Source organism: Streptomyces sp. NPDC053673, from assembly GCF_055585225.1.
Map to the genome: position 1 here is coordinate 1 of NZ_JBVJKN010000064.1, position 18966 is coordinate 18966.

Genomic DNA, 18966 nt, shown 5'->3' on the forward strand with positions numbered 1-18966 from the left:
TCGACCTCCCGGAACGACCCCGCATCCAGCAACAGCTCGATCCGCTCACGCGCGGTCAGCTTGCCCTTGGCATGCTGCGCCTCGGTCGCACGGTCACTGGGCCCGCGCCGCACCTGCTCACGAAGGGCATGCAACTCGGCCACTTTCCCGATGACGCTCGTCGTGCCGCCCCGCGTGAGGCCACTCTCCTGGGTCGTCGTCATACGCCATCTCCACCCCGGCCCGGCGATGCGGGCGGCTCTGCGGTCCATGAGCCTCAAAAGCTCACATCAGGCCATTGAAACGAGTAGCGCAATGAGTTCTCCACCATCACCTACCCCTAACCTTCGCGCGAACCCCCCTAGACGAGACCTTCTGATGCAGTCAGGTCATCGATGAAGCGCTCGGCCGCCAAGTCTCCCCATTCGAGGTCCCCTTGAGCTTCCCCTGTTCACGTCATTCCGGTGCGTGCCCTGTCGCGATCGATGCAACCTGGCAACCAAATGTTCATTTGGCTGCGCCACCGGTGAAACAGGTTGAGGCGACCCTGCATTGACACGCACACAATCGAACTCACGGACACGGGTACAGTCCTGAATGGACCCGATCGGGGAGAAGGGGGTATCGTCTGAGAGCGCTATCAATTCCCCTGCGCCCCTTAGGTGTTGACACCTCCTTTCCTTGCGTGCGGGAACACGAAGAGTGGCCTGGTTGCGGAAATCACCCCCGCCGTGCGCCATTTCACATCGCATGGGGAGGCTTTTGTAGCTGTGTTAGTGGAGCGGGATGAACAGATCGAAAAGCTTGTCTCCTTCGTAGCCGGTGACGTCCCCGGCACAGCGTCCGGATCCGCTTCCGGGACCGGCCGGATCGCCGTGATCAGCGGGCCGGTGGCGTCGGGCAAGACAGCACTCCTCCATCGCGTACTGGAAGAGACGGCCGTTGCGGGCTCCCGGTTGCTCAGCGCCGTCACCTCCCCCGAGGAGCAGGCGATTCCGTTCGGCGTGATGGAGCAGCTGCTCCACGATGCGCCGCACCCCGTCGCAGGCCGACTGCCTCTGCCACCGCTACCGGTCGGGCAAGCCGTGCCGGCCGACCTGGGGCCGTACCAGGTCGAGCCGGTCGCTGCCGAGATCCTCCAGGGCTTTCACGCCCAGCTCGGCGAACTCTGCACGCGGGGGAGGGTCCTGATCGCCGTCGACGATGTGCAGTACGCCGATCCGCAGTCGCTGCAGTGCCTCGCGTACGCGCTGCGCCGGGCCCCCTCGTCGGGCGCGGCCGCCGTGTCGATGATGGTGACACGCGGCACCGACCCGGGCGGCACGCCGCCGCGCGTTCTGGAGGAACTGCTGTACCGGCTACGGGGGTTGCACATCCGGCTCCGTCCGCTGAGCGTCGACGGCGTGGACCGGTTGCTCGCCGCCCAGGCTCGGGGCACCGAGACGGAGAACGACTCGCCACCCACCTCGCCCACCAGTCCGCTGGCCGCCTCCCTGCACGCGGCAAGCGGGGGCAATCCCCTGCTCGTCCGTGGCCTCCTCGAGGACCACCTCGGTCGAGAGCGGCCGCCGGTGGCCCGCCAGGACGCAGCAGGCACCGTCGGCGGATCGCCCCACGCGGGTGAGCACTTCAGGCACAGTGCGCTGATCTGTGTGCACCGCACCGGCGCCGACGGCCTTCAGGTCGCCCAGGGAGTAGCCCTGCTGGGCAGCGCCGGATCGCTGTCGTTGCTCGCCCGGCTGGTGGAGGTCGAGGAGCGGACCGTGGAGCAGGTGGTGTCCGCGCTCGATGACTCGGGCGTGCTGGAGGGGGGCAGGTTCCGGCACGGCGGCGTACAGACGGCGGTGTTGGAGAGTCTGGACCACGACGCGGTGACACGGCTGCGCCAGCGGGCGGCCAGGTTGCTGTACGAGGACGGTGCGGCGCCCCTGGTCGTCGCGACCCAGCTGCTCAGCCATGAGATGCGCGCCCCCGACGAGGAGTGGGTGCCCCAGGTGCTGAGTGAGGCTGCGCGTGCGGCGCTCGGAGCGCAGCGGGTCGGCTTCGCGGTGCGCTGTCTGCGGATGGCCGAGAGCTGCTGCCGGAGCGAGGCGGAGCGGGTGCTGCTTCGGGCAACGCTGGCCAAGTTCATATGGCGGGTCAAGCCCTCCGCATGGCCGCAGCAGCTGCGGTCGCTGACCGGAGCCGTACGGGCCGGCCTGCTGCCGCCCGCCGACACGCTACGGCTGGTGGGCGACCTGCTGTGGAACGGCTGGGTGGACGACGCGGACACCGCGATACGCCAGGTCGTCGAGGTACTGCCGGAGTCCCCCGACGCCTCTCTCGCCGCGGAGCTGCGGCGGCTGCGGCTGATCCTGGCCAGCACATTTCCGGCGGTGCTGGAGCGGATCGGCGACGCGCTCGCCCCGGCGCACGGCGGCGGGGCGCGGGTGCCGGCGTCTGCGTCGGCGCCTGCGTCTGCGTCTGCGTCTGCGTCTGCGGAGAGCCGGCTGACCGCGGCGGCAGCGCTGCACGGCGTGCTGAGGGGCGGTGAGAGCCCGGACAGCCGGACGGGGGGTTCGTCGGACGAGGACTTCTCCGACAGTGCCGAGCGGATGCTGACCACCACCCATCTGACGGAGGAGACCGAACCCGCGATACGGTCGTGCCTGCTGGCTCTCATGTACGCGGACCGGCTGGGTACGGCGACGCTGTGGGCCGACCGGCTGCTGGCGGACGCGGCAGGCCGCGGGGCGCCGGGGTGGACCGCGATCCTGCGGGCGATGCGCGCGCACATGTCGCTGCGCAGCGGTCATCTGACAGAGGCGCGACGGCTGGCGGAGCAGGCATTGGAGCAACTGCCGCCACACGGCTGGGGCGTGGGCATCGGAGCGCCACTGTCGGCCCTCATCGAGGCCCTGACCGCGATGGGCGATCACGAAGCGGCGGCGGAGCTGGTGAACCGGCCGGTGCCCGAGGAGATGTTCATGACGCGCTACGGGCTGCACTATCTGTACGCGCGCGGCCGGCACCGGCTGGCCACCGGCCGCCATCATGCGGCGCTCACCGACTTCGCGGCATGCGGCGAGCTGATGCGGCGCTGGAACATGGACCGTTCGGGACTGGTGCCGTGGCGTGTCGGCGTCGCAGAGGCCTGGCTCGCGCTGGACAGTCGTGAACAGGCGGAACGATTCGCCAGGGAGCAGCTCGCGAGGGGCCCCGGACAGCGGGTGCGCGGCCTCGCGCTGCGGGTGCTCGCGGCGGCCCGTCCGCTCGACCAGCGCCCAGCACTGCTCGGCGAGGCCGTCGCGCTGCTCCAGGAGGACGGCAACTGGTACCAGCTGGCCCGGGCGCTGACCGACCTCGGGCAGGCGTACAAGCAGCTCGGCGACCCGGCCCAGAGCAAGCTGCACACCCGAAGAGCCTGGCGCATCGCCGAGGGCTGCGGCGCCAAGGAGCTGTGCCGTTCCCTGCAGCCCCCTCACCCCGCTGCGTCGCGCCCCGCCGTACCGGCGAGCGCCGTTCGGGCGCAGTCAACGGCGATGTCCTCGCTGACGGACGCGGAGCGCAGGGTGGCGGCACTGGCCGCGCACGGCTACACCAACCGAGAGATCGGGGACAAGCTCTTCATCACCGTCAGCACCGTGGAACAGCACCTGACGCGTGTCTACCGGAAGATCAACATCACTCATCGCCAGGACCTGCCCGTCAGTTTGGACACCGATGTCGCACATATCGCCTGACCCCGCCACGCCCTTCACTGCAGCCGGGCCCCGGCTGCTCGCGGTGAGCGATCTGCACATCGGGATGGCCGACAACCGGCCCATCACCGAGTCGCTGCGCCCCGCCCACGAGGACGACTGGCTGATCGTCGCCGGGGACGTCGGCGAGCTGACCCATGACATCGAATGGGCGCTGCGCCTGCTGGCCGGGCGGTTCGCCCAGGTCGTGTGGGCGCCGGGCAACCATGAGCTGTGGACCCCGCGCGAGGACCGGGTGCAACTGCGCGGCGAGGCGCGCTACCGGTACCTGGTCGAGTTGTGCCGGGGACTGGGCGTGATCACCCCGGAGGACCCGTGGCCGCTGTGGCAGGGGCCCGGCGGGCCGGTCGCGGTGGCTCCCCTGTTCCTGCTGTACGACTACACGTTCCGGGTGCCGGGCACCGCGACCAAGGAGGAGTCGCTGGCCCGGGCGCACGAGGCGGGCGTGGTGTGCACGGACGAGTATCTGCTCCACCCCGACCCGTACCGGAGCCGCGACGACTGGTGCCGGGCCCGGGTGGCCGAGACCCGGCGACGGCTGATGACGCACGATCCGTCGGTGCCACTGGTGCTGGTCAACCACTTCCCGCTGGTGCGCGAGCCCACGGATGTGCTGTGGCACAAGGAGTTCGCCCAGTGGTGCGGCACGGTGCTGACCGCCGACTGGCACCGCAGGTTCACCACAGCGGCCGTGGTGTACGGACATCTCCACATCCCCAGGACCACCTGGTACGACGGGGTGCGGTTCGAGGAGGTGTCGATCGGCTATCCGCGCGAGTGGCGCCGGCGCGGCCATCCGAAGGGCCTGCTGCGGCAGATCCTGCCGTACACCCAGCAGCCGGCGAACGGCACCAGGACCGACCCCAGGGAAGTACGGGCATGATCGAGGCACTGCTGCCCGAAGGGGCAGTCGCGAGCGAGACCTTCGGACCGGACGGCTCCGCGACGCTCTACCCCGAGGAGGCGGCGCTCGTCGCCCGGACGGTGGACCGGCGCCGCGAGGAGTTCACCACCGTACGGGCGTGTGCCCGGCGCGCACTCGCCGCGCTCGGGCTGCCGCCGGCCCCCGTACTGCCCGGGGTGCGCAACGTGCCCCAGTGGCCGGACGGGGTGGTCGGCAGCATGACCCACTGCGACAACTACCGGGCCGCGGTGCTCGCGCGGAACACGGACCTGGCGATGATCGGGATCGATGCCGAGCCCGATCTGCCGCTGCCCGAAGGGGTGTTGGAGTCGATCGCACTTCCGCGCGAGCTGGCCTGGGCGCGCGCGGGAGGCAACGGGGTGAGGCCGTGCCGGGACCGCCTGCTGTTCAGCGCGAAGGAGGCGGTCTACAAGACCTGGTATCCCCTGCTGGGCACCGAGCTGGACTTCGACGACGCCGACATCTCCTTCCGCGAGGCGGACGGCACGGCCGGCCGGCCGCAAGGCACGTTCACCGCGCGAATTCTGCGTCCGGAGCGTGCTCCGGACGGACGGATGGTGAAGGAATTCACCGGCCGCTGGCTCTCGGACCGCGGCACAATTGTGACAGTAATCACTCTGCCCGCCTATCGTGCGACCACTGTGTAAAGCGTTCCCGGGCACTGCCAGTTACCAGGGTGGATAGGGGTTGTCGCGTCAACTGACGCTCAATAGCGTGGAGTTACCGGCAAGACTGCGTACGGCCGCTGCGAAGCCCCGTCGTCCCGGGGCCGGGCTCGGCGCCGTGATTTGCGGCTCAGCTCGAAATGTCTCCGGTTCCCTGGAAGCGACGCCGAATCGGCCCGAGAGGTAATTCCAGATGACGACAGCCAGCCCTGCCCACATCACCATGCTCGTGCCGGACTTCCCGTTCTCCTACGACGGCTGGCTGCGCCATCCGGCCGGCCTGGGCACCCTTCCACCGGAGCGCGCCGGAACGCCGGTTGCCGTGGTCGGCGGCGGAATGGCGGGAATGACCGCGGCGTACGAACTGATGCGTCTGGGCCTTCGTCCGGTTGTCTACGAGGCGGAGCAGCTGGGCGGCCGGATGCGTTCCGTGCCGTTCCCCGGGCAGCCCGATTGCGTGGCGGAAATGGGGGCGATGCGCTTCCCCCTCTCCGCGCGCTCACTGTTCCACTACATCGACCTGTTGGGGCTGCGCACCAGCCCCTTCCCCAACCCCTTGGCGGCGAACACCCCGAGCACCCTCATCAACCTGGGCGGTGAACGGCACACGGCCCGCGCCGCGGACCAACTCCCCGATGTCTACCAGCAGGTGGCCGCCGCCTGGGAGAAGGCTTTGCAGGAGCGGGCGGAGCTGGTCACGATGCGGGACGCCGTCCAGCGGCGGGACGTCGAGACCCTGAAGCAGATATGGAACCGACTGGTCAGGGAGTTCGACGACCTGTCCTTCTATGGGTTCCTCGCCACCAGCACGGCCTTCCAGTCCTTCCGGCAGCGGGAGATCTTCGGGCAGGTGGGGTTCGGCACCGGCGGCTGGGACACCGACTTCCCCAACTCGCTGCTGGAGATCCTGCGCGTGGTCTACACAGAGGCCGACGACAACCAGGTCGCCATCACCGGCGGCTCCCAGCAGGTGCCGCGCGGGCTGTGGGAACACCGGCCGCAGGACTGCACGCACTGGCCGGCCGGCACCTCGCTCGCCTCCCTGCACGGCGGGTCGGCCCGGCCGCGGGTGCGGAGCGTCGCCAGGGACGGCGACGGCTTCCGGGTCACCGACGAGCACGGGCGCCAGGACTGCTTCGCCGCGGTGGTCTACACCCCGCATGTGTGGACCCTGCTGAACCGGGTGGCGTGCGACCCGGCACTGCTGACCGCGCCGCTGTGGACCGCGGTGGAACGCACCCACTACATGGGCGCCTCCAAACTGTTCGTCCTGACGGACCGTCCGTTCTGGCACGACACGGACCCGCGCACCGACGAGCCGGTGATGAGCATGACCCTCACCGACCGGATGCCACGCGGGGTCTACCTCTTCGACGACGGGCCGGACCGCCCCGGTGTGATGTGCCTGTCGTACACGTGGAACGACGACTCGCTGAAGCTGGCGACGCTGAGCCCGGCCGAGCGGTTGGATGTGCTGCTGGAGAAGCTCGGCCATATCTACCCCGGGGTCGACATCCGGTCGCATGTCATCGGTGATCCGATCACCATCACCTGGGAGAGCGAGCCGCACTTCATGGGCGCGTTCAAGTCCAACCTGCCGGGCCAGTACCGCTATCAGCGGCGGCTGTTCACCCAGTTCATGCAGCGCGGGCTGCCCGAGGCGGAGCGAGGCTTCTTCCTGTGCGGCGACGATGTGTCCTGGACGGCCGGGTTCGCGGAGGGCGCGGTCACCACGGCGCTGAACGCGGTGTGGGGCGTGCTGGACCACCTGGGCGGAGCGACGCATCCCGACAATCCCGGCCCCGGTGACCTCTTCGACGCCCTCGCGCCCGTCGACCTGCCCTACGACGCCTGATCCACCGGACAGGCGATGGCGCCCCACCCGCGGGTGGGGCGCCATCGGCGTACGGGCCTCCCTATTGTTCGGAGGCCATCCTCGTCAGCTGCTTCTTGTCCGGCTTGCCGTTGCGGTTGAGCGGGAACTGCTCCAGGACGAGGACCCGGTTGGGCTGCTCGTAGGCGGGCAGCAGGGCGCACAGCCGCTCCCGCCAGTAGGCGGTGTCCCGCTGCTCGTCGTCTTCGACGAAGAAGACCAGTTGGGAGCCGCGCAGCTCGTCGGGCAGGGGCACGATCCTGGTGGGGCAGCCGGCGGCGGCCACCTTCCGCTCGATGAGCTCGGGGTAGAGCGTGTAGCCCATACGGTGCACGGCGAACTTGCGCCCGAGGACATAGAGGTTGCCGTCCGCGTCGAGGTGACCCAGGTCGCCGGTGGGCTGCCAGCCCGTGGCGGCGGGCACGACGGAGCCGTCGTCGGCTATCTGTCCTTCGAGCGCGTCGGGGGTGTCCACCTCGATCTCGCCCGGCTGGCCCGCGGGCAGCTCACGGCCGTCCTCGTCGACGATGCGCAGCCGGATGCCTTCCATGACACGGCCGCAGGAGACCGGATTGTCGAGAGTGGCGAAGGCGATGTTGCCCAGCTCCGTCGAGCCGTAGCTGTCCAGCAGCGGCAGGCCGAACTCCTGGACGTAACTCTCCACCAGCGGTGCGTCGAGCGGGGCCGCGCCGACACAGAACATCCGCGTGCTCGCCAGATGGGCGCGGAGCACCGGCTTTCGGCTCACCAGGCTCAGGATGCTGCGGTAGCTGGAGGGGGTGGCGTCGATGACCGTGGTCCCGGAGTCGCGGGCCATGCGCAGCGCGCGGTCGAGACGGCGGTAGGGCGCGATCACCAGGGAACAGCGGGTGAGCCAGGCGATGAGCACCATCGACAGGCCGTACTGGTGGGCGAAGGGCAGTAGCGGCATCAGGACGTCGTCGGAGCGGTGGCCGACCTGGTCGGCGTTGCGCCGCAGATTGCGAAGGAACTTGCCACCGGACTTCACGACCCCCTTCGGTGAGCCGGTGGAGCCCGAGGTCCACATGATGAGGCCGTCGGACAGCTCGCCCCAGGCCTCGAACGACAGGGCACGGTCTTCGGGTTGGTGTCCCGCGGTGGCGACCATGAGCTCGTACAGATGGACGGGGTCGGCGTCCCCGTCGATGGGGGTCTCGTCGTCGACGAAGGTGACCTTGACCCCCGTGCGCAGGGCGATGCGGCGGGTCTCCTCCACGTGCTCCTGCTGGTCGACGAGGACGATCGAGGCGCCGACGTGCATCAGCGCGTACAGAACACAGACGTAGCTCGCCGAGTTGCCTGCCTTCAGCATCACCCGGTCGCCGAGGCCGACTCCGCGTTCGCGGATCACATCCGCGACGCGGAGAGCATCCTGCTCGAATTCGTCGACGGGCCGTACCGAGTCGGCTGCAAAGATCTTCGCGGTCATCGGTCGCATTTGTCCTTCCTCTGAGCCGAACGTGACCCGAGCCGACATGGGTTGCGCCGTGCCGACGGCGTGTCCGGGCCCGTTCAGGGGTGGATCGCGGGATTCGCGAGCTTCACAAGATGGGGAGATTCGGTTGGTCCCGTCCCGTGGACGCGGGTCTCCACACGGCACGCTAGGCAGCTGGGGAAGGCACGGGTACCCCTGTCCCGCCCCTAGGCCCCCTGCTTCGGTGTCCACGGGGATGCGGGCGCAGTGCCGCTCAGTCCTGCTCGGGTCCGTGGAGCGAGATCAGCTGGTCGTGTACGAGGTTGACGACCTCGCGGCGGTGCGAGTCGAGGTACCCGCGGGTGCCGGGGAAGACTTCCAGATCGAACCGGCCGGCCGTGCAGCGCCGCCACGCCCGCACTCCGGTCAGCGGCGCGCGCGGGTCGTGGTGACCCGCCAGGGCGACAATGCGGCAGTCGAGCGCGGGCGGGCCCAGGCTGCCACGATGGCCCGGCCCGGGACGGCCGGAGACGAACAGCGTCAGCGGCCCCGCGTCGGTCTCACGTTCCAGCCGCTGGGCGACACCGTAGGCGAGTTGGGCGCCGAGGCCGTGACCGAAGAGGGCGAGCGGGCGGTCCGTCCAGGCCCGGACCGTTTCGAAGATCTTGTCGACGAGCTCCGGGCACTCCTCGGCCGGGTGCCCCTCCTGGGTGGTCAGGGGCGGGTACTGGATGATGAGCAGCTCCACGGTGGGCAGCAGCAGCTCCGACATGGCGAGGTAGCAGTCCGAGGAGTTCCGCGAGCTCGGGAAGCAGATCATGCGGTAGCTGCTGGGGACCGCCGGCTGCCGGATCTGGATCAGGCTGACGTCGTCGGGGGTCGCGTCCCTGGTGGAGTGCCGGGTGCACTCGGATGTCATGCGGCCGACAGCTCCGCCTCGGGCGCTGCCCAGTGGGAGCCGACTAGGGCGTGTTGCGAAAGTAGCGCCGTCCGCCCGGAGGGCGGGGCCTGCGGCGTCCGGTGCGTGCGATCGCAAGGCGGTGGGGGCACCTCCCAGGCGCAGCTCTGGGGGAGATCATCCTCGTACTGGGCGTACTTGGATGAGTCCGACAACGCAGCGAGTGTGCGTGCCAGGCGTCGCAGGCCAGGCGGGACTTTCACAACACGCCCTGGGTCGGCCGCTGCCGTGATCGGGATGTTCATCAGCGGATCTGCACCTCGCTGGGGTCGCCGAGGATCAGGCGGTGGGCCTGGGGGGTACGGGGAGCGGGCATGATCTGCGCCTGGCGACCGATCATGGACGCCTCGATGCGGCGGACGCCGTCGATGGCCGCGCCGGCCAGGACGACGGAGGACTCGATCTCGCTGTCGATGACCGCGCAGTCCTCCGCGACGGAGGTGAACGGGCCGATGTAGGAGCGCTCGACGCGGGTGCTGCGGCCGATGACTGCGGGGCCCACGATCCGGGAGCGGGTGACCACCGCGCCGTCCTCGACGACGACCCGGCCGACCAGCTCGCTCTCGTCGTCGACGGAGCCCGCGCAGTAGGGGGTCAGGTTGGCGAGCACCGAGCGGTTGGCCTCCAGCATGTCGGTGGCGCTCCCGGTGTCCTTCCAGTAGCCGTTGACGATGGAGGAGGTGATGTCGAAGCCCTGGTCGAGCAGCCACTGGATGGCGTCGGTGATCTCCAGCCCGCCGCGGGCGGAGGGCCGGATGGCGTCCACGGCCTGGTGCACGGCTGCGGTGAAGAAGTACACACCGCCCAGGGCCAGATCACTCTTGGGGAACTGCGGCTTCTCCTCCAGCCCGGTGACCCGGCCCGTCTCGTCGAGGGTGACGACTCCGACGGCGGAGGGATCGAGAACCCGGGTCAGCATGATCTGCGCGGCCGGCCGCCGGGTGCGGAACTCCTCCAGCTGCTCGCCGATCCCGCCGAGCAGGAAGTCGTCCCCCAGGCACATCACGAAGTCGTCGTCGCTGAGCCAGTCGCGTGCGGTGCGCACGGCGTTCGCCGGGCCGAGCGGCTGGTGCTGCGGGATGTAGGTGACGCTGATGCCGAAGCGGGAGCCGTCGCCGACGGCGGCCCTCACCTCCTCGACCGTGTCGCCCACGATGATGCCGACATCGGTGACGCCCGCGTCGGCGATCCCTTCGAGGACGTGGCAGAGGACGGGATTGCCGGCCACCGGCACGAGTTGCCCGGCTGAGGTGTGGGGCAGGGAGCGCGGGGATCCCCCTGACAGGACGAGTGCCTTCACGGGGTCTCCTCGCTGAGTGGGGTTGCGAGCGAGGACACGTCTAGCGACAGGGGTTTCACACCTCAGCAGCCTTTCGGTTCAGCGGAGTACACGGTCGGTGGGAGGACAGCAGCGACCGACACGCCACTTTGCGAACAATAATTGATTGTGATCAACGGCCGATGTTATGGGGATTTTCGCTGGAACCGCAACACCCGCCACCAAGAAGGTTTTTCATTGAGCACGGAACCCTATGAGCAAGCCTCCTCCATTACCCCTAATCCCCCCTACGATTCACGGTTCCCCCCTAGTTCGGTGCGGAGTTGGACCGCCACGCCACCCTGCATGCTAGACAAGATCCGCACCTCTTCTGTCTCCTATTCAGTCGGCGCTCGACGCGTAGCCGGTCACGCGACTTCCCTGTGCGGACCCTCCGGACTGCCGTCGTCGCGTCCCGCTCGATTCGCAGGCGTAAATGAAATCTAAACGACACGTGGATTCCGCCGTCGTGGTCGACGGACTGGTCAAGAAGTACCCGGGCCGCGACCGACCCGCGGTGGACGGCTTGAGTTTCTCGGTAGGCCGGGGGGAGGTTTTCGGATTCCTCGGTCCGAACGGAGCGGGCAAGACGACGACCATCGGAATCCTCACCACCCGGGTGGCCCCCACGGCGGGACGCGCGTTCGTACAGGGCGTCGATGTCGTGGCCCGTCCCGCGCAGGCGCGCCGGGCCTTCGCCGTCGTACCACAGCGCAACAACCTCGACCGGTCGCTGACCCTGCGTCAGAACCTGCTCTTCCACGCCGGCTATCACGGCATGAGCCGTTCCCAGCGGAGCCGACTCGCCGACGAGTGCCTGGAGTGGGTCGGACTCGCCGACCGCGCCAGGGCCCGCGGCGACGAACTCTCCGGCGGACAGGCCCAGCGAGTGATGATCGCCCGCGCCCTGATGCACCGTCCCGAGGTGCTCTTCCTCGATGAGCCGGCCACCGGACTCGACCCACAGGCACGGCTGTTCATCCACGAGCGCATCGCCGAGCTGAGCGCGCGTGGCATGACCACGGTGCTCACCACGCACGACATGGACGAGGCCGCCAAGCTCTGCGACCGCGTCGGGATCGTCGACCACGGCCGGCTGCTCGCCCTCGACACCCCCCAGGCGTTGATGAAGAGCCTGAGCAGCACCGCGCTCACCCTCACCGTGCAGCCGATGCACCCAGGACCCGAGAGCGTCGTCCGCCTGCTGGAGAAGATCGACACAGTCGAGCGGATCGAGCTGGTGCAGCACAAGGACACCGAGGAGCAGGACGGCGCCCCCGCGCCCGTACGGCTTCGCCTCTACAGCGACGCGCCGTCCGGCGCGGTGCTGCCCTCCGCCATCACGGCCCTGACAGAAGCGAGTTGTGACATCAAGGACATGAGCGTCGGCACCGCGACACTGGAGGACGTCTTCATCGAGCTCACCGGCCGGGAGCTGCGATGACGTCCCCCACCACCGCACCCGACCCGGTCGCCGGCTTCCCCGAGGAACTGCGGCCCGCGCGCACCGACGTACGCACGGCGACCCGCACGTTCTTCTTCATTCTTTGGCGGGACATCTTCGTCACCGGCCGCGAACTGGGCCCATTCCTCGCCCAGGTGCTCGTGGAGCCGTTCTTCATCCTGTTCGTCTTCGGCAAGGTCCTCGGCGAACTCGGCTACACCGGCGGCGGGTTCCAGCAGGTCCTGCTGCCCGGTGTGGTGGCGCTCAACAGCTTCCTGGTCAGCCTGCAGAACACGGCTCTGCCGCTGGTCATCGACTTCTCCTGGACCAAGGAGATCGAGGACCGCCTCCTCGCACCGATCCCGACCAGTCTGGTCGCTTTCGAGAAGCTGGTCTTCGGCGCGCTGCGCGGCATCATCGCCTCGCTGGTGATGATCCCGGTCGGCTTCCTGCTGCTGGACGACGTCTCCTGGCCGATGGACAGCTTCCTGCCCACACTGGGCGTGCTGCTGATGGGCGCGCTGGCGGGCAGCACGGTGGGGCTGACGATCGGCACGCTGGCCCCGCCGCGGCACATCAGCGTCATCTTCGCCGTGACGCTGACCCCGCTGATGTTCACCGGGTGCACCCAGTTCCCCTGGCAAGCCCTGGGGGACATCCGCTGGTTCCAGGTGCTGTGCGCCGTCAACCCACTGACCTATGTCAGCGAAGGGATCCGCGCCCTGCTGCTGCCGCCCTCCGGTCCCGCCTCGATCCCGCTGTGGGTCGATCTGCTCGCGCTGACCGGGGCGATCGTGCTCTTCGGGCTGATCGGCATCAAGGGCTTCCACCGCAGGGCACAGGACTGAACACCCTCTCCCCCACGTTCCCCGTCCCGGCCTCGTACCCGGTCGCGCGCACCCGCGCACGCCCGGCTACGAGGCCTTTTTCGTCAGTGACGCCGGCGGGCGGCTGCCGGCGCAATCCGCAAGCAAAGGCATTTACGGATCATGACCAGTTCCGAGCACATTTCCACCACCGATTCACCCGATTCAACCGATTCCGCCGGTTCCGCCGGTTCAGCCGGTTCAGCCGGTTCAGCCGACAGCCGGACCGAGACCGCGATCGTGTTCCCCGGCATGGGTCCCTCGGCGTTCGCGGAGGTCGGGAAGTTCCTGCTGCTCGACCCCTATGCGCGCCGGCGGCTCGCGGAGGCCGACGAGGCACTCGGCCACTCCGTGTTCGACCGGTTCCGCACCGCGGACGAGGACTACTCCGTCTATTCGCAGATCGCCTTCCTGGTGAACTCGATGGCGATGGCGGACCGGGCGGTGGACACCCTCGGCATCTCCCCCACCGTCTGTACCGGACCGAGCTTCGGCCAGAAGGCCGCCGCCGCCTTCGTCGGGTCCCTGCCCTTCGCGGACGTCGTACGGCTCACCGCGGAGCTGGCCCGCTGCGAGGAGGAGTACTTCACCGGCACGTACGAGGACATCGTCACGCACTCCTTCGTCCGCACACCGCAGGAGCGACTCGACGAGATCCTCGCCGACTTCGACGACCGCGGCGCCTGGTACGACATCTCCGGCCGGCTCGACGCCGGCTTCCACATGCTGTCCGTACAGGAGAAGGAGCTCGACGGGCTGAAGGCGAGCATCAGCGCGGCAGGCGGCTACTCCATGTACTCGATGCGGCCCCCGGTGCACGCGGCGGCGTTCTCGGCACTGCGTCACAAGGCCGAAGCGGAAGTGTTCGGCTCGTACGAACTGGCCGACCCCACGATGCCCGTGGTCACCGACCAGGACGGCACCGTCGTCCGGGACGCTGCCGGGATGCGCACGATGATGCTGGACACCTTCGACCGGCCGATCCACTGGCCGAGCGTGGTGGAGGCGCTCAAAGGGCTCGGTGTGGGCACGGTGTGCGTGACCGGGCCGGACAACCTCTTCCACCGGCTCGACCTCACCAAGGACAGTTTCGAGGTCGTGACGGTGGGCCTGCCGAAAAAGCGGGCCCGGGACCAGCGGGAGAGGCGCGGCGCCTGAGGGAGCCGTATGGCCGGTGGACTGATCTCCACCGGTCTCTGCCGCCGTCCCGTCCCGCCGTCCTGCGCGCACCGTCCGACGATCCGATTCGGCTCGATGGGCATACGGCACACGACGAAGCCGGGCCCCACCCTTCGGGTGGAGCCCGGCCCCGTTTCTGTCCGCCCGGCCGCCGCCGTCAGCGCATGGCGGCCAGCCACTCCTCCACGGCCCGCGCGGTCGTCGGGGCGTGTTCCTCCATCATGGTGAAGTGGTTGCCCGGCACATCCATGGAGGTGTGCTCCAGGTCCCAGTAGGAACGCCAGTCGCCGTCCGTCGACCTGGACCAGTCGAAGAACCGCTCAGCAGCCCGTACCAGCAGGGTCGGCGTCGTCACAGCCGTCGGCTTCCAACCCGCGAAGAGCCGGAAGTAGGCACCCATCGCCAGCAGCCTGGTGTCGTCGACCGGGGCATAGCTGTCCTGGCGCTCGTCCATGCCCTCGGAGAGACCGGGCTGGATGCCGATGATCGCGTCGTCGTCGTGCGAGTAGATGTCGATCATCACCACAGCTTGCGGGTGAACTCCCGCACTCTCCAGCCTTCCGGCAACCGCGTGGGCGAGCATGCCGCCCGAGGAGTGGCCGAGGAGTACGAACGGCGCACCGTCCGTGTGCCGCAGCACGGCCTCGGCCTGAGCCTCGACGACCGCGTCGGCGGTCGCGGGCAGCTGCTCGCCCCGCAGGAACCCGGGCGCGCCGAGCGCCCAGACGTCCCGTCGGCCCCGGAACGCGGAGGCGAAGCGCGCGTACTGGTGCGGGCCCGAGATCGACAGGATCGAGGAGAAGCAGACCAGTCCGGGCTGTGTCTCGCCGCGCGAGAGCCGCACCAGGGTGGGCGCCTTGCGCAGCTCGGCCGGTGAGCCGAACGACGGCCGGAACCGCGATGCCTGCATGAGCAGCTCCATGAACTGGCCGGATGCGCCCTGCGTTCCGGCCTCCTCGAGCATGGCTCCAAAGACCCCCGTGGACTCCTCCCCGCCGCTCTGCGCCGCGCTGTCGGACGCGGCCGCACCGCCGGGGGTTCCGGCGAGTTCGGCGCGCAACTGGCGGGCGACCAGGGCGGGGGTCGGGTGGTCGAAGAGCAGAGTGGCGGGCAGTCGCAGGCCGGTGGCCGCGTTCAGCTGGTTGCGCAGCTCGACGGCGGTCAGTGAGTCCAGGCCGAGCTCCAGGAACTCCTGCGTCTCCCCCACAGCGTCGGGCGAGGGATAGGCGAGTACGGCGGCGGCCTGGGCGCGCACCACATCGAGCAGCACCCGCTCCTGCTCGGCCTCGGGCAGCCCGGACAGGCCCGCGAGCCGCCGCGCGGATGCGGACACCGCCGCGTCGGCGGCCCCGTGCGCGGCGGCCCTGCGGGGCACACCGCGTACCAGGCCGCGGAAGACGGCCGGGAGAGCCCCAGCGTCCGCCTGGGCACGCAAGGGGGCGGTGTCCAGGCGCATGGCCACGAAGACGCTCCCGGCGGCTCCCCTCTCATCGGCCGTGCGAGCGGTGGCGGCTTCGGCTCCGGTGTCCGGAGCGAAGCCGGCCGCGGCCAGCGCGAACGCGGTGTCGAAGAGGGCCAGGCCCTCCTCCGAGGAGAGCGGGGCCAGCCCGGCGCGCGCCATCCGCTGGACGTCGGCGTCCGTGAGATCGCCGGTCATCGCGCTGCGCTGCTCCCACAGCCCCCAGGCCAGCGATACGGCGGGCAGCCCCTCCGCACGCCGGCGCTGGGCCAGGGCGTCGAGGAAGGCGTTGGCCGCAGCGTAGTTGGCCTGCCCGGGGCTGCCGAGCGTCCCGGCCGCCGAGGAGAACAGGACGAACGCTGCCAGGTCCAGTCCGCGGGTCAGCTCGTGCAGATGCAGCGCCGCGTCGGTCTTGGGGCGCAGCACCGCGTCGAGCCGCTCCGGGGTCAGCGACGGCACGAGACCGTCGTCGAGGTGACCCGCGGTGTGGACCACGGCGGTGAGCGGGTGTTCGGCCGGGATGCCCGCCAGCAGCACAGCCAGCGCGTCCCGGTCGGACGCGTCGCACGCGGCGACGGTCGCCTCGGCGCCCAGGGCGGCGAGTTCGGCGACGAGTTCCGCGGCGCCGTCGGCACCGGGTCCGCGCCTGCTGGTCAGCAGCAGGTGCTGTACTCCCCGCTCGGTGACCAGGTGCCGGGCCAGCAGGCTGCCGAGCACTCCGGTGCCGCCGGTGATGAGGACGGTGCCATCCGGGTCGAGCGCGGGGGCCGATGCACGGTCCGAGGCCTGGTCGGACACGGCGCGATCCGGATTCTCGTCCTGCGCGGTGCGGTCAGGGGCATGGTCCGCCACGGCTGGGGCAGACCGGTCCGACGCGTCGTGGGCAGGCTCGTCTGTCCCGGGGCGAGCCGCAGGGACCCTCGCCAGCCTGGCGACGTGCAGGGCTCCGTCACGGACGGCGAGCTGGGGTTCCCCGCCGGCCAGGGCTGCCGCGAGCAACGGGGCGAGCGCCACCGGTCCGTTCCCGGCTTCGTCACTCCCGTGCTCCGCGTCGAGGTCGAGCAGCACGAACCGGCCGGGATTCTCCGACTGTGCGGACCGCAGCAGGCCCCACACCGACGCGTACGCCAGGTCCGGTACGCCCTCGCCCGGCCGTACCTCGACCGCGCCACGGGTGACCACCGCCAGCCGGGCCCCGGCGAGCGACTCCTCGGCCAGCCAGGTCTGCACGAGCTTCAGTGCGTCATGGGCCGCCTGCCGGGCGGCACCCGCGCTGTCCGCCGCGCGGTCCTCGCCGGAAGAGGCACACGAGACCAGCACGGTGTCCGGCAGCGGCTTGCCGGCAGCCGCCACTCCGACGAGCGCGTCCAGATCCGCGTAGGCGTCGGCGGTTATGCCCGCGCCCCGCAGCGTGGCCTCCAGATCGAGGGTGTCGGTCCCTATCACCGCCCAACGCCCGTTCATCGAAGTAGAGTTCGCGGCCGATGTCGGCCACTCCAGCCGGAAGAGCGAGTCGTGGAACGCGGGCTGAGCGGTCCGCAGCTTGGCCGGGTCGAGCGCCCTCAGCAGCAGCGACTCCACCGACACGACCGGTGCGCCCTGCTCGTCGAAGGCCGCGAGGGACACGGCGCCGGACCCCGCGGGGGCCAGGCGCACCCGCAGCGCGCCCGGTCCGACGGCGTGCAGGCCGACACCGCTGAAGGAGAACGGCAGCCGGATCCGGTTGTCGTCGCCCTGCTCCCCGTTCCCGGCAGCGAGGAAGGAACCCAGCGCGATGCCGTGCAGGCCCGCGTCCAGCAGCGCCGGATGCACACCGAAGTGCGCGGCCTCGGCGTGCGGGCCCTCGGACAGCAGCAGTTCGGCGAACAGCTCGTCGCCGCGCCGCCAAGCGGCCCGCAGATTGCGGAACGCCGGGCCGTACGCGAATCCACCGGCGGCGAACCGCTCGTACAGATCCGCCACGTCGAGCGGTTCGGCTCCAGCGGGAGGCCAGGCCTCCGGGCCGGACGCTTGTGGTCCGGAGGCTTGTGGTCCGGCCGCCGTGTCCGCCGCGCCGAGCACACCGCTGGCGTGCCGCGTCCACGGCACGTCCTGGCCCTGACCGTCCTCGCCGCCCCGGCCCTCGGCACGCGAGTGAACGTGCAGCACGCGCCTTCCCGCGCCGTCGGGCGCGGCCACCGACAGCCGCAGCTGGAGCGCGCCGCGCTCGGGAAGCACCAGCGGCGCCTCCAGAGTCAGTTCCTCGAGGTGAGCGGTGCCGACCCGCTGCCCGGCGTGCAGCGCGAGTTCCACGAAGGCGGTCCCGGGAAGCAGCACGGTATCCGCGACCGCGTGATCGGCCAGCCAGGGGTGGCTCTGGAGCGACAGCCGACCGGTGAACAAAAGCCCTTCCGAGTCGGGCAGTTCGACGGCCGCGCCCAGCAACGGATGCTCTGCCGGGCCGAGCCCGGCGGAGGCCACATCGCCCGCCGGGGCGACCGGCACGTCGATCCAGTAGCGCTCGTGCTGGAAGGCGTAGGTGGGCAGATCCACCCGCTGCGCTCCCGTACCGGCGAACACCGCGTCCCAGTCCACCTGCACACCACGGACATACGCCTCACCCAAGGAAAGCCAGAAACGCTCCAGACCACCCTCATTACGGCGCAGCGACCCGAGCACGGCCGCCTCACGGCCCGCATCCTCCACCGTCTCCTGCACACCAACAGTCAGCACAGGATGCGGGCTCGACTCGACGAAAACACCGAACCCCTGCTCCAGCAGAGTGCGGGTCGCCTGCTCCAACTCCACCGTCTGCCGCAGATTACGGAACCAGTACCCGCCATCCAACTCCGGACCCTGCACCCACTCCCCCGTCACCGTCGACAGGAACGGCACCTCCGCCGCCTGTGGGGTGATCGGAGCCAACAGCCCGGCCAGCTCCTCCCGCAACAACTCCACCTGCGCCGAATGCGACGCATAATCCACCGCAATCCGCTTCGCGCGAACCCCATCCGCCTCACACGAAGCCAACAGCTCGTCCAACGCCTCGACCTCGCCCGAAACCACCACGGAGGAAGGCCCGTTGACGGCAGCGACGGAGATCCGTTCCTCACCCCACGCAGCGATCCGCTCCCGCACCTCCTTCG

General features: G+C 70.0%; 11 protein-coding genes and 1 pseudogene. 7 read left to right on the forward strand and 5 right to left on the reverse strand.

What is annotated here, in order from left to right; all coding sequences use genetic code 11:
* Positions 1–203 (reverse strand): carboxyl transferase domain-containing protein (locus tag ACZ6ZQ_RS37860; RefSeq protein WP_469773084.1); only part of this gene is annotated, 203 nt, incomplete at its 3' end.
* A 552-nt stretch (positions 204–755) separates the two neighbouring features.
* Between ACZ6ZQ_RS37860 and ACZ6ZQ_RS37865 the strand changes: the two genes are divergently transcribed.
* The 4 genes from ACZ6ZQ_RS37865 to ACZ6ZQ_RS37880 all read left to right on the forward strand — a co-directional run bounded on the left by ACZ6ZQ_RS37865 (position 756) and on the right by ACZ6ZQ_RS37880 (position 7164).
* Positions 756–3701 (forward strand): helix-turn-helix transcriptional regulator, encoded by a 2946-nt coding sequence (locus ACZ6ZQ_RS37865; protein ID WP_469773085.1) that lies wholly within the window; start codon positions 756–758, stop codon positions 3699–3701.
* Positions 3682–4602 (forward strand): metallophosphoesterase family protein, encoded by a 921-nt coding sequence (locus ACZ6ZQ_RS37870; protein ID WP_469773086.1) that lies wholly within the window; start codon positions 3682–3684, stop codon positions 4600–4602. Before ACZ6ZQ_RS37865 ends, ACZ6ZQ_RS37870 begins: the two co-directional genes overlap by 20 nt.
* The gene (locus ACZ6ZQ_RS37875) at positions 4599–5291 is read left to right on the forward strand and encodes a 4'-phosphopantetheinyl transferase family protein (RefSeq protein ID WP_469773087.1); all 693 of its coding nucleotides are present in this window, start codon (positions 4599–4601) and stop codon (positions 5289–5291) included. The genes ACZ6ZQ_RS37870 and ACZ6ZQ_RS37875 overlap by 4 nt, the downstream gene beginning before the upstream one ends.
* Before the next feature lie 211 nt (positions 5292–5502).
* The gene (locus ACZ6ZQ_RS37880; RefSeq protein ID WP_469773088.1) at positions 5503–7164 is read left to right on the forward strand and encodes a flavin monoamine oxidase family protein; all 1662 of its coding nucleotides are present in this window, start codon (positions 5503–5505) and stop codon (positions 7162–7164) included.
* A gap of 61 nt (positions 7165–7225) precedes the next feature.
* On the opposite strand, the gene ACZ6ZQ_RS37885 is transcribed toward ACZ6ZQ_RS37880, so the two are convergent.
* The 3 genes from ACZ6ZQ_RS37885 to ACZ6ZQ_RS37895 all read right to left on the reverse strand — a co-directional run bounded on the left by ACZ6ZQ_RS37885 (position 7226) and on the right by ACZ6ZQ_RS37895 (position 10875).
* Entirely contained in the window at positions 7226–8632 is a 1407-nt protein-coding gene (locus ACZ6ZQ_RS37885) for a class I adenylate-forming enzyme family protein (protein WP_469773089.1), read from the reverse strand.
* Between the two features lie 259 nt (positions 8633–8891).
* Entirely contained in the window at positions 8892–9536 is a 645-nt protein-coding gene (locus ACZ6ZQ_RS37890) for a thioesterase II family protein (RefSeq protein WP_469773090.1), read from the reverse strand.
* Between the two features lie 283 nt (positions 9537–9819).
* Positions 9820–10875 carry a glucose-1-phosphate thymidylyltransferase gene (locus ACZ6ZQ_RS37895; protein WP_469773091.1) on the reverse strand — a complete coding sequence of 352 codons (1056 nt, stop codon included), beginning with the start codon at positions 10873–10875 and terminating at the stop codon, positions 9820–9822.
* Positions 10876–11347: 472 nt separating this feature from the next.
* Between ACZ6ZQ_RS37895 and ACZ6ZQ_RS37900 the strand changes: the two genes are divergently transcribed.
* The 3 genes from ACZ6ZQ_RS37900 to ACZ6ZQ_RS37910 all read left to right on the forward strand — a co-directional run bounded on the left by ACZ6ZQ_RS37900 (position 11348) and on the right by ACZ6ZQ_RS37910 (position 14361).
* On the forward strand, positions 11348–12337 hold the full coding sequence (locus ACZ6ZQ_RS37900) for an ABC transporter ATP-binding protein (protein ID WP_469773092.1): 990 nt from the start codon (positions 11348–11350) through the stop codon (positions 12335–12337).
* The gene (locus ACZ6ZQ_RS37905) at positions 12334–13185 is read left to right on the forward strand and encodes an ABC transporter permease (protein ID WP_469773093.1); all 852 of its coding nucleotides are present in this window, start codon (positions 12334–12336) and stop codon (positions 13183–13185) included. Before ACZ6ZQ_RS37900 ends, ACZ6ZQ_RS37905 begins: the two co-directional genes overlap by 4 nt.
* Positions 13186–13455: 270 nt before the next feature.
* Positions 13456–14361, forward strand: coding sequence for an ACP S-malonyltransferase (locus ACZ6ZQ_RS37910; RefSeq protein ID WP_469773094.1), 906 nt, complete (start codon positions 13456–13458; stop codon positions 14359–14361).
* A 178-nt stretch (positions 14362–14539) separates the two neighbouring features.
* On the opposite strand, the pseudogene ACZ6ZQ_RS37915 reads toward ACZ6ZQ_RS37910, so the two are convergent.
* Positions 14540–18961: pseudogene (locus ACZ6ZQ_RS37915) on the reverse strand (SDR family NAD(P)-dependent oxidoreductase); the annotation flags it as partial.
* Between the last annotated feature and the right edge of the window lie 5 nt (positions 18962–18966).

What these genes read in the sequence shown, in the direction of transcription:
- ACZ6ZQ_RS37870 (WP_469773086.1), top strand. Translation starts at nt 3,682, where the DNA reads ATGTCGCACATATCGCCTGACCCCGCCACGCCCTTCACTGCAGCCGGG.
- ACZ6ZQ_RS37875 (WP_469773087.1), top strand. Translation starts at nt 4,599, where the DNA reads ATGATCGAGGCACTGCTGCCCGAAGGGGCAGTCGCGAGCGAGACCTTC.
- ACZ6ZQ_RS37880 (WP_469773088.1), top strand. Translation starts at nt 5,503, where the DNA reads ATGACGACAGCCAGCCCTGCCCACATCACCATGCTCGTGCCGGACTTC.
- ACZ6ZQ_RS37885 (WP_469773089.1), bottom strand. Translation starts at nt 8,632, where the DNA reads ATGACCGCGAAGATCTTTGCAGCCGACTCGGTACGGCCCGTCGACGAA.
- ACZ6ZQ_RS37890 (WP_469773090.1), bottom strand. Translation starts at nt 9,536, where the DNA reads ATGACATCCGAGTGCACCCGGCACTCCACCAGGGACGCGACCCCCGAC.
- ACZ6ZQ_RS37905 (WP_469773093.1), top strand. Translation starts at nt 12,334, where the DNA reads ATGACGTCCCCCACCACCGCACCCGACCCGGTCGCCGGCTTCCCCGAG.
- ACZ6ZQ_RS37910 (WP_469773094.1), top strand. Translation starts at nt 13,456, where the DNA reads ATGGGTCCCTCGGCGTTCGCGGAGGTCGGGAAGTTCCTGCTGCTCGAC.